This is a genomic window from Thermomonas hydrothermalis, from assembly GCF_900129205.1.
In the GTDB taxonomy this organism is placed as follows: domain Bacteria; phylum Pseudomonadota; class Gammaproteobacteria; order Xanthomonadales; family Xanthomonadaceae; genus Thermomonas; species Thermomonas hydrothermalis.
Map to the genome: position 1 here is coordinate 84,317 of NZ_FQUK01000005.1, position 14,524 is coordinate 98,840.

13 protein-coding genes are annotated in these 14,524 nt (G+C 67.4%); 8 read left to right on the top strand and 5 right to left on the bottom strand.

Annotated elements, in window-relative coordinates; all coding sequences use genetic code 11:
* Positions 1 to 154: 154 nt before the first annotated feature.
* Positions 155 to 2,269, top strand: a complete 2,115-nt coding sequence (locus tag BUA29_RS02485) for a M13 family metallopeptidase (protein WP_084602312.1) — start codon at positions 155 to 157, stop codon at positions 2,267 to 2,269.
* A 134-nt stretch (positions 2,270 to 2,403) separates the two neighbouring features.
* Here the strand turns inward: BUA29_RS02485 and BUA29_RS02490 are convergent, their stop codons facing one another.
* From BUA29_RS02490 to BUA29_RS02505, 4 genes are all read right to left on the bottom strand, one after another.
* On the bottom strand, positions 2,404 to 2,616 hold the full coding sequence (locus tag BUA29_RS02490) for a cold-shock protein (protein ID WP_072755050.1): 213 nt from the start codon (positions 2,614 to 2,616) through the stop codon (positions 2,404 to 2,406).
* A 231-nt stretch (positions 2,617 to 2,847) separates the two neighbouring features.
* Positions 2,848 to 3,180: an EF-hand domain-containing protein gene (locus BUA29_RS02495; RefSeq protein ID WP_084602313.1), complete on the bottom strand. Its 333-nt coding sequence runs from the start codon at positions 3,178 to 3,180 to the stop codon at positions 2,848 to 2,850.
* An 11-nt stretch (positions 3,181 to 3,191) separates the two neighbouring features.
* Positions 3,192 to 4,409: a DesA family fatty acid desaturase gene (locus BUA29_RS02500; protein WP_072755052.1), complete on the bottom strand. Its 1,218-nt coding sequence runs from the start codon at positions 4,407 to 4,409 to the stop codon at positions 3,192 to 3,194.
* An 82-nt stretch (positions 4,410 to 4,491) separates the two neighbouring features.
* Positions 4,492 to 5,034 carry a TlpA family protein disulfide reductase gene (locus BUA29_RS02505; RefSeq protein WP_072755053.1) on the bottom strand — a complete coding sequence of 181 codons (543 nt, stop codon included), beginning with the start codon at positions 5,032 to 5,034 and terminating at the stop codon, positions 4,492 to 4,494.
* A gap of 65 nt (positions 5,035 to 5,099) precedes the next feature.
* Here BUA29_RS02505 and mutM point away from each other — a divergent pair, with 65 nt between their 5' ends.
* The 3 genes from mutM to BUA29_RS02520 all read left to right on the top strand — a co-directional run bounded on the left by mutM (position 5,100) and on the right by BUA29_RS02520 (position 9,438).
* Positions 5,100 to 5,912, top strand: coding sequence for a bifunctional DNA-formamidopyrimidine glycosylase/DNA-(apurinic or apyrimidinic site) lyase (gene mutM, locus BUA29_RS02510; protein ID WP_072755054.1), 813 nt, complete (start codon positions 5,100 to 5,102; stop codon positions 5,910 to 5,912).
* Positions 5,913 to 6,030: 118 nt separating this feature from the next.
* A complete protein-coding gene (locus tag BUA29_RS02515) occupies positions 6,031 to 6,606 on the top strand; it encodes an ECF-type sigma factor (RefSeq protein ID WP_072755055.1) in 576 nt (191 codons plus the stop codon).
* Positions 6,607 to 6,633: 27 nt separating this feature from the next.
* Positions 6,634 to 9,438, top strand: a complete 2,805-nt coding sequence (locus tag BUA29_RS02520; protein ID WP_072755056.1) for a serine/threonine-protein kinase — start codon at positions 6,634 to 6,636, stop codon at positions 9,436 to 9,438.
* On the opposite strand, the gene BUA29_RS02525 is transcribed toward BUA29_RS02520, so the two are convergent.
* Complete coding sequence (locus tag BUA29_RS02525; RefSeq protein ID WP_072755057.1) at positions 9,439 to 10,059, bottom strand: thymidine kinase; 621 nt, start codon at positions 10,057 to 10,059, stop codon at positions 9,439 to 9,441.
* A 104-nt stretch (positions 10,060 to 10,163) separates the two neighbouring features.
* Here BUA29_RS02525 and BUA29_RS02530 point away from each other — a divergent pair, with 104 nt between their 5' ends.
* The 4 genes from BUA29_RS02530 to BUA29_RS02545 all read left to right on the top strand — a co-directional run.
* The gene (locus BUA29_RS02530) at positions 10,164 to 12,152 is read left to right on the top strand and encodes a UvrD-helicase domain-containing protein (protein ID WP_072755058.1); all 1,989 of its coding nucleotides are present in this window, start codon (positions 10,164 to 10,166) and stop codon (positions 12,150 to 12,152) included.
* An 82-nt stretch (positions 12,153 to 12,234) separates the two neighbouring features.
* On the top strand, positions 12,235 to 13,149 hold the full coding sequence (locus BUA29_RS02535) for a 5'-nucleotidase, lipoprotein e(P4) family (RefSeq protein ID WP_072755068.1): 915 nt from the start codon (positions 12,235 to 12,237) through the stop codon (positions 13,147 to 13,149).
* Positions 13,150 to 13,217: 68 nt separating this feature from the next.
* Positions 13,218 to 14,126, top strand: coding sequence for a hypothetical protein (locus BUA29_RS02540; protein WP_072755059.1), 909 nt, complete (start codon positions 13,218 to 13,220; stop codon positions 14,124 to 14,126).
* Positions 14,127 to 14,288: 162 nt separating this feature from the next.
* On the top strand, positions 14,289 to 14,524 hold a 236-nt coding region (locus BUA29_RS02545; RefSeq protein ID WP_143148776.1), incomplete at its 3' end, for a transposase.

The window sequence follows — 14,524 nt, forward strand, 5'->3', positions numbered from 1 at the left end:
TGGCGGCTCTTCCGCCGAGTGACCATCGCAGGCGTCATCCGGTCATCTTACAACCGCCGCCATGCTGGGCTGGGCCGCCGCACCGCGACGTCCTGCACTGGATCGCCACGACAAAACGTGCAAGATGCGCCAGTTGCCATCCACGGAGCCGATCATGCTTTCCACCCTGCGCCGCACCCCGCTTGCCCTGGCCACCCTCTGCACCCTCGCGGGCCTGACGCTTGCCGCCTGCTCGCCCCGCCAGACGACAGCGACGACAACTTCGCCGGCCGCCTCTGCGACCGCCGCCACGCCCGCGCCGGGTATCGACCTGGCCGGCATGGACACGCATGTCGCCCCTGGCGATGACTTCTACGCCTATGCCAACGGCACCTGGCAAACGACGACGACAATCCCACCCGATCGCGCCGGCACCGGGGTGTTCTACACCGTGTTCGAGAAGGCCGAGAAGCGCTTGGCCGACCTGGTGCAGTCACTCCAGAAACAGCAACCAGCGCCGGGCACCGACGCGCGCCGCATCGCCGACTACTACACCGCCTACATGGACGAGGCCGGCATCGAGGCACGCGGCCTGACGCCGCTGCAGCCCACGCTGGATGCGGTGGCTGCGATCAATGACCGCAAGGCGCTGTCAGCCTATCTGGGCAGCACGCTGCGTGCCGATGTCGACCCGATCAACGCCACCAACTACTACACCGAGAACCTGATGGGCCTGTTCGTGGCGCAAGGCCTGGAAGACCCGTCGAAGAACGTCGGCTATCTGCTGCAGGGCGGCCTGGGTATGCCCGACCGCGAGTACTACCTGTCCGCCGACAAGGACATGGCGAAGACCCGCGACGCCTACAAGGCCTATATCGCCGCGCTGCTGAAGCAGGCCGGCGACACGGACGCCGAGAAGAAGGCGCAGGCCATCTTCGATCTGGAGATGAAAATCGCCCAGGCGCACGCCAGCGTGGTGGACACCCAGAACATCCACAAGGCCAACAACCCGTGGCCGACCGCCGAGTTCAACACACGCGCGCCTGGCATCGACTGGCCCGCTTTCCTGAAAGCCGCGCAGCTGGACACCCAGCCGGTGCTGGTGGTCTGGCAACCGGAGGCGATCAAAAAGTTGTCGGCACTGGTCGCCAGCCAGCCGCTGCAGACCTGGAAGGACTACCTGCGCTTCCATGCCCTCAACAGCCATGCCAGCCTGTTGCCCAAGGCGTTTGCCGACCTGCATTTCGGTTTCTACGGCACCCAGCTGTCAGGCACTACCCAGCAGCGTGATCGCTGGAAGCGTGCACTGGCCGCAACCAATACCGCGCTGGGTGACGCGATCGGCCAGCGCTATGTCGCGCAGTATTTCTCGCCCGCGGACAAGGCGCAGGTGGAGGCGATGGTGGCCAATATCCTGGCCGCGTTCCGCGATGGCATCGACACGTTGACGTGGATGAGCCCGCAGACCAAGGCGATGGCCAAACGCAAGGCCGAGACCATGAAGGTCGGCGTCGGCTATCCGGATAGCTGGCGCGACTACAGCACGCTGGTGGTGAAGGCAGACGATGCGTTGGGCAATGCCGACCGCGCCGCACTGGCCGAATACCGTCACCAGCTTGGCAAGCTCGGCAAGACCCCGGATCGCGGCGAATGGTGGATGACGCCGCAGACGGTCAATGCGGTGAACCTGCCGCTGCAGAATGCGATGAACTTCCCGGCGGCGATCCTCCAGCCGCCGTTCTTCGACCCCAAGGCGGATGCCGCCGCCAACTATGGCTCGATCGGCGCGGTGATCGGCCACGAAATCAGCCACGGCTTCGACAACCTGGGCGCCGAGTTCGATGCCGACGGCCGCCTGCACAACTGGTGGACACCGGAGGATGCCGCGCACTTCAAGGCCGCCACCCAGAAGCTGGTGCAGCAGTACGACGCCTACGAGGTCCTGCCGGGCCTGCACATCAACGGTCAGCAGACCCTGGGCGAGAACATCGCCGACCTGGCCGGCCTGCAAGCAGCCTACGTGGCCTACCACAAGGCGCTGGGCGGCAAACCGGCGCCGGTAATCAACGGGCTGACTGGCGACCAGCGTTTCTTCATCGCCTTCGCCCAGTCCTGGCGCGAGAAGCAGCGCGAAGCCGCCCTGCGCGCACAGGTGGTCGGCAACGAACATGCGCCTGGGCCCTGGCGGGCGCTGACCGTGCGCAACCTCGACCCCTGGTATGCCGCCTTTGCGGTCAAGCCTGGACAGTCGCTGTACCTGGCACCGGAGGCGCGGGTGAAGATCTGGTAAGCGCCTTGGTCGATGCGCTGCCGCGGACGCCGGCCTCATGCCGGCGTCTGGCTGTCCGGGCCCGCATCGAACGGGGATTGAAACGAAAACGCCCGGCACGGGGCCGGGCGTTTTGGGTCACGCGTGAGCGTGGCTTAGAGCGGACGAACCTGCTCGGCCTGCATCCCTTTCTGGCCCTTGACGGCCACGTAGGAGACCTTCTGGCCTTCCTGCAGGGACTTAAAGCCCGAGCCCTCGATGGAACGGAAATGGACGAACAGATCGCCACCGCCGCCATCCTGGGTGATGAAGCCAAAGCCCTTGGCGTCGTTGAACCACTTCACGGTACCGGTTTCGGTATTGGACATGTTGAATACTCCTTGGAACGGGTGATGCCGCGGATGCGGCGGTTGCGCTGGTGCCAAGGAGATTCGAAAAGCGGGTGTCACGAAACAGGACGTGTGTCTGTTACATCAGGCCACGATTCAAGGTGACCCTTGTCAATCAGCCAGGCCACGGTACATGGCTTTGCGATAAAACACAAACGTAAGAATGGCTGCCGTTCAGAAATGCGGCGTAGCACCGGCCATCCCTGCGGCTCAATGCGGCGGTGCGGCCAGCTCGCGGGCATCCAGATATCCGTCGTGATTGCTGTCCTGCAACCGGAACCGCGCAGTCAGGCGATCACGATGCGCCTGCCGGGTGAGCGGTGCGCCGCGACCACCCGGCAACTCGTCTGCACTCAGGACGCCATCGCGGTTGCGATCCATGCGATCGAAGGCATAGCCCATCCAGTCCAGGTACTCCGATCGCGACACACGACCGTCGCCATCGGTATCCATCCGCGCCAGATAATCACCGGCGCGCTGCACCTGCTGCGCCGACGCCGCCGGTATCAGCAGCAGTGCCAACAACGCGCGCCACCGCTGCATCCGCATCGACTTCATGCGGCCGCCAATGCATAGCCCCGCAGGCGCGCGGCATAGTCCTGCAGCACCCGCACACCGCTGGCCTCAGCCTCGGCGCACCAGGCCTGCAGACGGCGCAGACGCTCGGCGGCATCGTGGCCGCGGCTTTCCAGCACATCGGCCAGGCGGCGGCGGTGCTCCAGCAGCGCCCGGATGCGCGGACGCGCATCCACCCACGCCTGCAGATGGGCGCGCGACTCGGGAGTCAGCCAGCGGCCGTCATCCGCCATGCCCTTGCGCAGCCGGCGCGGCAGCAGTGCGCGCAGATTGGCGCCTGCGGCGGCGGCTTCTTCCTTCAGCGCCGGCGTCAGCACGGTGCGCTGGTAATCGGTCATCGCCTGGACACGCAGCGCCAGCAGTGCTTTGACCGTCTCCATGTCGGGCATCGTGATGTTGGGGCGCAGGTTGAGCTTGGGCGCAACGCGCAGCACCTTGGCCAGGCGCACCTTTTCCAGCAGTTTGATGGCCGCCCAGCCAATGTCGAACTCGAATCGGCGCAGCGCGAACTTGGCCGACGACGGGAACGCGTGGTGGTTGTTGTGCAGCTCCTCACCGCCGACCCACACCGCCCACGGGGTCAGGTTGGTGGCGGTGTCGGTGGTTTCGAAGTTGCGGTAGCCCCACCAGTGGCCGAGGCCGTTGATGACGCCGGCAGCCCAGAACGGGATCCACGCCATCTGGATCGCCCACACGGCAACGCCCTTGAAGCCGAACAGCACGAAGCTCACCGCCAGCAACAGCACCACACCAAGGTTGGCGTGGCGGGTATAGAGATGGCGCTCGATCCAATCGTCCGGGCAGCCTTTGCCGTACTGCTCGATGTCCTCGCGCCGCAGTCGCGCCTGACGGTACAAATCCGCGCCGCGCCAGAACACCGTACCGATGCCCTTGTGCATGGGGCTGTGAGGATCTTCTTCCGTCTCGCACTTGGCGTGGTGCTTACGGTGGATCGCCACCCACTCGCGGGTGACCATCGAGGTGGTCAGCCATGACCAGAAGCGGAAGAAATGCGCGACCACCGGGTGGAAGTCCACACCGCGATGGGCCTGACTGCGGTGCAGGTACAAGGTGACGGTGAAGATGGTGATCTGGGTGACCACCAGCAGGTACAGCAGCATCTCGCCCCAGCCGAACTGAAGCAGGCCACCGGCAAGGAAGTCGAGGAAAGAGGAATCGAGCAGGGACGCGGGCATTGGAAGTCTCGGACAGAATCGCGCCTATCAGCGCGACTGCATCATGGCATGCCGCAGCTGACTGCCGCCCTGCCGCCCGATATCAGCCCGCCTCTCCACTGGCCGCCGCTGCCGGTGGCATTGCGCTAGCAGGCGTAGCGCGCAGCAGGGCGTTGATGTCGTCGATGATGCTTTCCAACGTGTCTTCATCATAGCCCTTGTAGTGCGCGGCGACCCTGCCTTCTCGATCGATGATCCATAGGTTCGGGTAGCTATTCACGTCATAGGTCTTGGCAATGCCGCCATCGGAATCCCGACTCTGGACAAGGGTGTAGTGCTTCATCTGGCGCATCATCACGCGATAGTCATCCGGCGTGTCCTGGACGTTCACCGCAATCACCTGAAGCACCTGCCCGGCGTGTCGCTGCAGGGAATCCAGCACCGGCAGCTCCTTCAAGCAATATCCACACCACGACGCCCAGAAGGTCAGCACGACAATCCTGCCGCGATATTGATCGAGCGTCAGCGGCTTGCCATCGCGGCCTTTACCGACCGCCACTGGCGCCACCTCGCCAATCGTCGGCCCGCCGGCATGCGCCACATGGGTCAAGAAAAGCAGTGCGAATACAAGCAAGATGCGACGCATGACATTTCCCCAGATTGATCACGACCTGGCCAAACACGATAGCAGCCAGCTGCCAGAATAACCGCATGCCCGAACTGCCCGAAGTCGAAACCACCCGCCGCGGCCTGCTGCCCCACGTCGAAGGTCGGCGTGTGGAAGGCATACTGCTGCGTCGCCCCGACCTGCGCTGGCCGATCCCGCGCGAAGTCGTGACGCAGCTGCCCGGCCAACGCATCGCGACCATCCGCCGCCGCGCCAAATACCTGCTGCTGGACACCGCCGCCGGCAGCGCGCTGCTGCATCTGGGGATGTCCGGCACTCTGCGCGTGCTGCCCGCCGACGCGCCGGTGCGTGCGCATGACCATGTGGACATGCGGCTGGAAGGCGAGCGCGTGCTGCGCTTCAACGACCCGCGCCGGTTCGGCTGCCTGCTCTGGCAGGCGCCGGGGCAGACCCACCCGCTGCTGGCCGGGCTGGGCCCGGAGCCGTTGTCGGAGGCGTTCGACGGCGACTACCTGTTCGACCTCAGCCGCGGCCGCAAGACACCCGTCAAGACATTCCTGATGGACCAGACGGTGGTGGTGGGTGTGGGCAACATCTACGCCGCCGAGGCGCTGTTTTTGGCTGGGATCTCCCCGCTGCGCGCAGCCGGCCGGGTCTCGCACGCGCGCTACATCGCGCTGGCACAGGCCGTGAAGGCGATCCTGAGCCACGCCATCACCCGCGGCGGCACCACCCTGCGCGATTTCCTCAGCCCCGACGGCGCACCTGGTTATTTCGAACAGGAGCTGCAGGTGTATGGGCGCGGTGGCCAGCCCTGCACCCGCTGCGGGCGCCCGCTGAAGCAGGCCAGCCTGGGTCAGCGCACGACCGTCTGGTGTGGCCACTGCCAGCGCTAAGACGTCGCCGAACCCTGCGGCGATTCGCGTCGGCCAGGGATGTCGCCCCCGAATCTCCACACCCGACCGTCATTCGCTATAGTGCCAACGTCCCCCGACACCCTGCCGTATCCGTTCAATGACCGCGCCCGGTGACATCACCGTTTTGCTGGAGGCCGCACGCACGGGCGACCGCACGGCCATGAATCAGGTTCTGGCCACGCTGTATCAAGAACTGCACGCCATGGCCCGCCGCCAGTTGGCCGGGCAGCAGCAGGGCCACACCCTGGATGCCACCGCCCTGGTGCACGAGGCCTATTTGAAGCTGGTCGGCCGTGGCGGCGCCCACTTCGACGACCGTAGCCATTTCTTCGCCTATGCCGCCTCGGCGATGCGTTCGGTGATCGTGGACTATGCCCGCCAGCGCCTGGCCCAGAAACGCGGCGGTGATCTGCACCGTGTCACCGAACTGCCGGAGGAGCTCGAAAGCGGGGTTCGCCTGGACGAGGACGTGGTGGCGCTGGACGAGGCACTGAAGCAGCTGTCTGCGGTGGATCCGCGCCTGACCCAGGTGGTCGAGCTGCGCTATTTCGCCGGTCTGTCGGAGCTGGAAATCGCGGCTCTGCTGCAGCGCTCCGAACGCAGCATCCGCCGCGACTGGCAGAAAGCACGGCTGTTCCTGCTGGCCATCTTGCAGGAGGCGCCCACGACCTGACCGCAAGGTCGGGCAGGCGGCCCCGCCATGGACGCGCAACGCTGGCAGCGTCTATCGCCACTGCTCGACGCCCTGCTGGAGCTGCAGGAACCTGCCCGCAGCGAGCACCTGGCGACGCTGCGCGCGGAAGATCCGGCGCTGGCCGATGAGCTACAACGCCTGCTGACGCTTGATGCCGACCAGGCCGAGTTTTTGCTGACCCCGATCGTGCAGATCGCAGGCTCGCTCATCCCCGGCGCACGCCTGGGGCCATACCGGCTGGAACGCCTGCTGGGCGAAGGCGGCATGGGCCAGGTCTGGCTGGCGGCCCGCGCCGACGGCCTCTACGAACGCCGAGTTGCACTGAAACTACTGCGTCCGGGACTGGCCGACCACACCCTGCGCCAGCGTTTCGACCGCGAACGGGCCATCCTGGCCCGCTTGGCACACCCCTTCATCGCCCGCCTGTTCGATGCCGGCATCGATCAGAACGACCAGCCCTATCTGGCGCTGGAATACGTGGAAGGCGAACCCATCACCAGCTACTGCCAAAGTCACTCTCTCGACATCCCGGCGCGGCTGGACCTGTTCCGGCAGGTGTGCGATGCCGTCAGTCATGCGCACGCCAATCTGATCGTGCACCGCGACCTCAAGCCATCCAACATTCTGGTGACGTCAAGCGGGCAGGTCCGGCTGCTGGACTTCGGCATCGCCAAGCTGATCGATGCCACCCCAGCGCGAACCGAACAGACCCGCACCGGGGTGCGTGCATTCACCCTGCACTATGCAGCGCCGGAACAGATCCGCGGCGAGCCGGTCACCACCATGACCGACGTCTATTCGCTGGGCGTGGTGCTGTTTGAACTGCTGACCGGCGGCAAGCCCTACCGGCTCAACCGCCAGACCGATGCGGCATGGGAAGAGGCCATCGTCAGCGGCGAACCGATCCGCCCCTCGCAGGCCGCCGCCCAGGCCGCGCCGGAAACGACCCGCCCCTATCCCCCGGCACGGCTGGCGCGGGCGCTGGCGGGCGACCTCGACAACATCGTGCTCAAGGCCATCGCCAAATGTCCGGAAAGCCGCTACTCCTCGGTCGAGGCGTTGTCGCTGGACCTGCTTCGCTACCTGCGCGGGCAGCCGGTGTCGGCCCGTGGCGAACGCTTCGGCTATCGCCTGCGCAAATATCTGCAGCGCCACCGCTGGGGGCTGGCCGCCACCGCCAGTGTGCTGCTGGTGCTGCTGGCAGCACTGGGTATCGTGACCTGGCAGGCGCAACGCGCCCTGGCCGAGGCGGCGCGCGCACAGGCGATGCAGCGCTATGTCGCCGAACTGTTCCAGGATGCCGGCAGCGCCGGGGCGACGCCGATCGATCTGCGTCGCCTGCTGGCGCTGGGCATCGTGCGCGGCGAACACAGCCTGGCCCGGCAACCGCTGGCGCGCGCCGAGCTGTACGGCGTGGTGGCCCAGCTGCGTCTGGGCCTGGGTGATTACCGCGAAGCCGCCGACCTGCTGCAACGCCAGGCACGCCTGCTGGCGGCGCTGCCAGATGCGCCGACCGGACTGCAGTTGCAGGCCGCCACCTTGCGCGGTCAGACCCAGCAGCAACTGGGGGATCCCGCCGCCTGCGTGGCCACCATGCAACCCCGGTATGCCCTGGCACACCAGGAAGAGCCGCGCCTGCCGTTGCCGGTGGCGGCTTTTTTCAACCAACTGGGCCGCTGCCGCCACGCGCTCGGCGATACGACCACGGCCCAACGTCTCTATGCCCGTGCGCTGGATCTGCGCCAGCGCCAGCAGGACGAAACCGGGGTGGCGGAAACCACCCTCGACCAGGCCAACCTGCTGGCCGATACCGGCCACACGGCCGACGCGCTGGCCACCCTGCAGCGCGGTCTGGCCCGGCTGCGTCAGGCGGCCGGCCCACAGCATCCGCTGGCCATCGAACTGCTGCGCAGCAGTTGCGCCCTGGAACGTCAGCTGGACGCGCTGGATGCCGCCCTGCGTGACTGCCGCAGTGCACTGGCGCTGGCACAACGCCTGCACGGCAGCAATCACCGCGCCAGCATCGACGCCCAACGCCAGCTGGCGGCGGTGCTGCTGGATCAGGGACGGCTGAGCGAAGCCGAGGAGCTGTTCGTCAACGCCACCGCCTGGCTGCAGGCGCGTCTGGATCCGCATCACCCGGATCTGGCTCGCGCCTACAACAGTCTGGCCATCGCCGCCTGGGAACGCGGCGAAACCGATCGCGCCCTGCAACTGCAACGTCAGGCCGTGGCCGGCTGGCAACGCACAGGCACGCCGCTGCAGCAGGCGGCCGGCCTGTTCAACCTGGCGATGATCCTGCACGACGCCGGCCGCGACCGCGACGCCCTGGCCCCGGCCCAGCAGGCATTGGTGCTGCGCCAATCCCAGCGCGGAGCCCTGAGCCCGCTGGGCGACAGCCAGCGCCTGCTCGGCGAAATCCTGACCGGGCTCGACCAACCGCACGCCGCCGCACCGTTGCTGGCCGCTGCCGTGCGCAATACCGAGGCCGGCTACGGCCCGCGCCACTCGCACACCCGCCGCGCCCAGATCGCCCTGGCCCGTCTGCAAGCGCTCAATGGCATGCCGGATGCTCCTCTGCGCCTGCAACGCCTGGGGCTGCCGGCCGACGACAATCTGGAGCAACGCAAAGCGGCGTGGCTGGCCCGCGCCTATGCGGCCGAGCAGGCCTGCACCACCACCCCCCAGCAGGCCCGGCTGAGCCTGGATGCGATCCTGGCCGAGATGCAGCTGGCCTTGCCCGAAGGCGGCGTGGTGCCGCGCACGGTGGCGCGACTGCGACAGCGTTGCGGCGCGCCGGTCAAACCGTGATCACAGCGGCAGCGGCACCTGCACCGGTGCGATCCGGCCTTCCCCACGCATGACCCGCTTGAACTCGGCGCGACTGACCGAGACATAGCGCTCGTTGCCGCCAATCTCCACCTGCGGCCCGGCCTGCACCGCACGCCCGGCATCGTCCACCCGGACGGTCATGGTCGCTTTCTTGCCGCTGTGGCAGATGGTCTTGATTTCGCTGAGCTCATCGGCCCAGGCCAGCAGGTACTGGCTACCTTCGAACAACTCGCCGCGGAAATCGGTGCGCAGCCCGTAACACAGCACCGGAATGTGTAGCGCATCCACTACCTCGCTCAACTGCCAGACCTGCGCCCGCGACAGAAACTGCGCCTCGTCCACCAGCACGCAATGCAGTGCCCCTTGAGCTGCGATATCGGCTTCGACCAGGCGCTGCAAATCGTCCTCGTGCCTGAACGCGATGCCCTCGGCGCGCAGCCCGATCCGCGAGGCCACCACGCCGCCACCGGCGCGGGTGTCCAGCTGCGGCGTCAGGATCAGTACCCGCATGCCGCGTTCACGGTAGTTGTGTGCGCTCTGCAAGAGCGTGGTGGTCTTCCCCGCATTCATTGCGGAGTAGTAGAAGTAGAGCTTGGCCATGCGATGAAGATGAAAAGACGGATGACGTCAAGCGGGCGCGCCCGCCGCTGCGATGCCAGAATACCCGCCTTCTTTCGTCCCCTCACCTGTTCCGTTGCCTGCCCATGCATGGCCTCAATCCCGCGCAACGCGCCGCCGTCCTGCATACCGAAGGCCCGCTGCTAGTGCTGGCTGGTGCCGGCAGCGGCAAGACCCGGGTGATCGTCGAGAAAATCGCCCATCTGGTGCAGAGCGGGCGCTATCCGGCCCACCGCATCGCCGCCATCACCTTCACCAACAAGGCGGCACGCGAGATGCGGGAACGGGTGGGCAAGCGGCTGCGCAGCGACACCGCCAGCGCCCTGACGGTATGCACCTTCCACGCCCTGGGGCTGAAGCTGCTTCAGATCGAACATGCCCGGCTGGGTCTGCGCCGTGGCTTTTCCGTGTTCGATGCTGATGACACCAGCGCTCAGCTCAAGGACCTGCTGTCGGCCGGCAGCAAGCCGGATGCAGTGGAGGCCATGAAACAGCTGATCAGCCGCGCCAAAAACGCCGGGCTGTCGCCGGAGCAGGCGGCGCAGGCCGCGCGCAGCCCACGCGAGCGCGAGGCCGCCGACCTGTATGCGCGCTACCAGCAACGTCTGGCCGCATTCAACGCGGTGGATTTCGATGACCTGATCCGCCTGCCACTGCACCTACTGGAAACCGACCCCGAGGTCTGCGCCGGCTGGCGGGCGCGGATCGGCTACCTGCTGGTGGACGAATGCCAGGACAGCAACGACGCCCAATACCGGCTGCTCAAGGCCCTGGCCGGCCCCGCAGGTCAGTTCACCTGCGTCGGCGACGACGATCAGAGCATCTACGCCTGGCGTGGCGCCAATCCCGACAACCTGCTGGCCATGGCGCAGGACTACCCGACATTGCGGGTGATCAAGCTGGAGCAGAACTACCGCTGCTCGAAGCGGGTGCTGCGCATCGCCAACGCCTTGATCGCACACAACCCGCACATCCATCTCAAGCAGCTCTGGAGTGAAGCCGAGGAGGGCGAGCGCATCCGCGTCTGGGAATGCCGCGATGCCGAACACGAAGCCGAACGGGTCGCCTCCGAAATCCAATACCTGGCGCGAGCGCAGACACCGGACTCACCGCGCTGGGGCGAGTTCTGCATCCTGTTCCGCGGCAACCACCAGAGCCGGCCGCTGGAAAAAGCGTTGCAGCAGCGGCGCATCCCCTACCACCTGTCCGGCGGCACCGCGTTTCTTGACCGTGGCGAGGTCAAGGACGCGCTGGCCTGGCTGCGCCTGCTGGCCAATCCCGACGACGATGCTGCCTTCCTGCGGGCGGTGACCTCGCCCAACCGCGGCGTCGGCGCCGGGACGCTGGCCAAGCTGGGCGAGCTGGCCACGGCTCGCCACCTGTCACTGGCCCGCGCCGCTGCCTCGACCACCGTCCTGCAACAACTGCCCACACGCAGCGCCCACGCCCTGCACGGCTTCGTCACGCTGGTCGAGTCTCTGCGCGCCGCGGCGCAGACCCTGCCGCCATCGGCGCTGGTGCGCCAGCTCAACGAGCGCAGCGGGCTGCTGGCCGCGCTGCGCGCCGCCTGCAAGGACGAAGCGCAGTTCCAGGCGCGCCGGCGCAACCTGGACGAGCTGGCCGACTGGTTCGACGGCCCGAAAACGTCCGGTCCGGGCGATCTGGCCGCGGCACTGGCACTGCTGACCCATGCCGACCGGGGCGAACCCGGCAATCAGGTTCGGCTGATGTCGCTGCATGCGGCCAAAGGGTTGGAGTTCGACCATGTGTTCATCGTCGGCGTCGAGGACGGCAACCTGCCGCACGAGGCCAGCCTGGAAGAAGGCCGGCTGGAGGAAGAACGCCGGCTGCTGTACGTGGGCATCACCCGCGCCCGGAAACGTTTGTGGCTGTCCTATTCGCGGCAGGCACAACGCTGGGGCGAACGGGTGGCCCTGCGCCCCAGCCGGTTCCTGGACGAGCTGCCGGACGCCGATCTGCACCACGATGGTGCCGACCCCGAGGCCGAGGCCGCGCAACGTGCCGAGCGCCGGCGTGCCAGCTTTGCCGATATCCAGGCGCTGCTGGCGGACTGAGGCGGTCTGAACGCATTGGGCCGGACAAAAATCGTCATCTTCGCCGGGTACACTTGCTGCTCTGCCTGCCATGAGCCTCACCATGCCCCTGCGTCGTCCCTTCGCCCTCTCGCTGCTGGCGGCGGCACTGGCCCTGTCGGCCTGCCAGACCACCGCGCCGCGCGCCGCCGCGCCCGCCACCCGTCCAGTCGCTGCCGACACCGCGGCCGCTGCCCGCGGCCCGGCGCCGCACGACAACCTCAACGCCGTCGTGTGGATGCAGCAGGCCGCCGAATATGCCGCGGTGACCGAAACGGTGTACCGCGCCGCCCAAGCCCGGCTGGACGAGGCCCTGCGCGACAAGCACTGGGACGCCCTGCCCCCGGAAGACCGCCAGACCCCGGCCGAGGCCCTGCCGCCGGCGGTGATCGTGGACGTGGACGAAACCGTGCTGGACAACTCGCCTTACCAGGCGCGCCTGATCCGCGACGACCAGGCGTATGACGAGGTGAGCTGGAGCACCTGGGTCAAGGCCCGCAAGGCGCGCCCGGTGCCCGGTGCGGTGGCGTTCGCCCAGGCTGCCGCGGCGCGCGGCATCACCGTGCTGTACATCTCCAACCGTGCGGTGGATCTGGATCAGGCCACCCTCGACAACCTCAAGGCGGCCGGGTTCCCGATCAAGGACGCCAGCGTCTTCATGGGGCTGGGCACCTTTGTGCCGGGCTGCGAGCAGAACGGCAGCGAAAAATCCTGCCGCCGCCGGCTGGCCGGGCAGCACTACCGAATCCTGATGCAGATCGGCGACCAGCTGGGCGATTTCACCGAGATCATCGCCAACACGCCGGAAGCCCGCGCCGCGCTGGTGCAACAGTACCGCGACTGGTTCGGGGTGCGCTGGTTCATGCTGCCCAACCCAAGCTATGGCAGCTGGGAACCGGCGCTGTTCAATAACGACTGGTCCCAGCCTGCCGAGCGCCGCCGCCAGGCCAAACGCGACGCCTTGCGCACCGAGGACTGACGCCCGCACGTGAGCCCCTGCGCCCGGCGGCGCTTGCACCGCAGCCCGTGGTTGCCGACACTGCGGCCATGCCGACCCGCCGGACCCCTGCTGCGCGCGTGCGCCGTCACCTCGTGTGGCCACTGCTGGCCTGCCTCGGGCTTGCCGCCTGCCAGCAGCCGGCCGGCGAACGCGTCCCGGACGTACCCGCGGAAGCCGCCACCCGCCCGGTGGATGCGGTGTATCTGCTGCGCGACCGCCTGCTCGCCCGCGACGGCGCCGGCTTTGCCCGGCTGGCCGTGCCGCCAGACCTGCATGCGCAGCTAGGTCAGGCCTGGCGCGAGGGCCGCAGCCGCTGGCCGCTGGACGAGCTGCCCCTGGATGCGCACCTCCCGGCCATGCTGGCCGCCCTGCAGGCGCCGAACGCCGAGACTGCGCTGATGGCCAGCTTCAACCGCCAGTTCGCTCACGCCGATCGCGACATCGACCAGGCCGTGCGGACCCTGGTGGTGTTCGGCGAGGAATATGTGGCGCGCGATCCGTCACTCGGCCCGGATGAGCGGGCCCAGACCCTGCAGGCCATCGAGGCACTCGGGCGCTGGGCGATCCAGGCGCCACTGGACGACCCCGCCCGCGCCCACCGGTTCTTCACCGCCCTGACCGCCGCCGCCCGGCGCACCGGTCTCGATGGCCAGGCCGGCTGGCCAGCGCTGGCCGCCCTCGGCATGACCCAGAGCCTGAACCGGCTTTCTCCCTTTTTCGCCACCCTGCTGGCACAACTGCGTCAGCAGTACGGGCTGGATCTGGACGCCACCCTGCGCGGTCTGGACGTCCGTCTGGTCGAGCAGACCGGGGATCAGGCCCGACTCCATCTGCATTACCTGCTGGCCGGCACCCCGGTGGATGCCGAGCTGCGGGCCGTCCGCCTCGATGGCCACTGGTATCTGGCTGACTATGTGGAACGGGCGCAACGCTCCCTGGCCGGGCCGGCGCAGTAATCTGGCAACAGATTGCGCCGCGCCTGCCGATAACGGGCGCAGACAGGCCTGAACAGGACGGGGCAGGCACACCTAGCAGCTTGTTGAAATTCTCCCGCGCCAGAGCTTGCTTTCAAGCCCTCTGTTTGCGATATCGACCTCAGCCATAGTGGAGGGCGTGGGATGCGCGGTGCAGACGTCACTCAGGAATCGTTGTTCACGGTCGCCAAGCTCGCCGACTTCGTCCCGGCGAACCATCCGCTCCGATCCATTCGGGAGCTGGCCGATGAGGCGCTCAGACGCATGAGCGGCCTGTTTTCGGCGCTGTACGCCGATACCGGCCGCGCCTCCATCGCGCCGGAGAAACTGATGCGGGCGCAGCTGCTGCAGCTGTTCTACTCGATCCGGAGCGAGCGGAT

Coding starts and splice junctions, on each gene's coding strand:
- BUA29_RS02485 (WP_084602312.1), top strand. CDS start 155: ATGCTTTCCACCCTGCGCCGCACCCCGCTTGCCCTGGCCACCCTCTGC.
- BUA29_RS02490 (WP_072755050.1), bottom strand. CDS start 2,616: ATGTCCAATACCGAAACCGGTACCGTGAAGTGGTTCAACGACGCCAAG.
- BUA29_RS02495 (WP_084602313.1), bottom strand. CDS start 3,180: ATGCAGCGGTGGCGCGCGTTGTTGGCACTGCTGCTGATACCGGCGGCG.
- BUA29_RS02500 (WP_072755052.1), bottom strand. CDS start 4,409: ATGCCCGCGTCCCTGCTCGATTCCTCTTTCCTCGACTTCCTTGCCGGT.
- BUA29_RS02505 (WP_072755053.1), bottom strand. CDS start 5,034: ATGCGTCGCATCTTGCTTGTATTCGCACTGCTTTTCTTGACCCATGTG.
- mutM (WP_072755054.1), top strand. CDS start 5,100: ATGCCCGAACTGCCCGAAGTCGAAACCACCCGCCGCGGCCTGCTGCCC.
- BUA29_RS02515 (WP_072755055.1), top strand. CDS start 6,031: ATGACCGCGCCCGGTGACATCACCGTTTTGCTGGAGGCCGCACGCACG.
- BUA29_RS02520 (WP_072755056.1), top strand. CDS start 6,634: ATGGACGCGCAACGCTGGCAGCGTCTATCGCCACTGCTCGACGCCCTG.
- BUA29_RS02525 (WP_072755057.1), bottom strand. CDS start 10,059: ATGGCCAAGCTCTACTTCTACTACTCCGCAATGAATGCGGGGAAGACC.
- BUA29_RS02530 (WP_072755058.1), top strand. CDS start 10,164: ATGCATGGCCTCAATCCCGCGCAACGCGCCGCCGTCCTGCATACCGAA.
- BUA29_RS02535 (WP_072755068.1), top strand. CDS start 12,235: ATGCCCCTGCGTCGTCCCTTCGCCCTCTCGCTGCTGGCGGCGGCACTG.
- BUA29_RS02540 (WP_072755059.1), top strand. CDS start 13,218: ATGCCGACCCGCCGGACCCCTGCTGCGCGCGTGCGCCGTCACCTCGTG.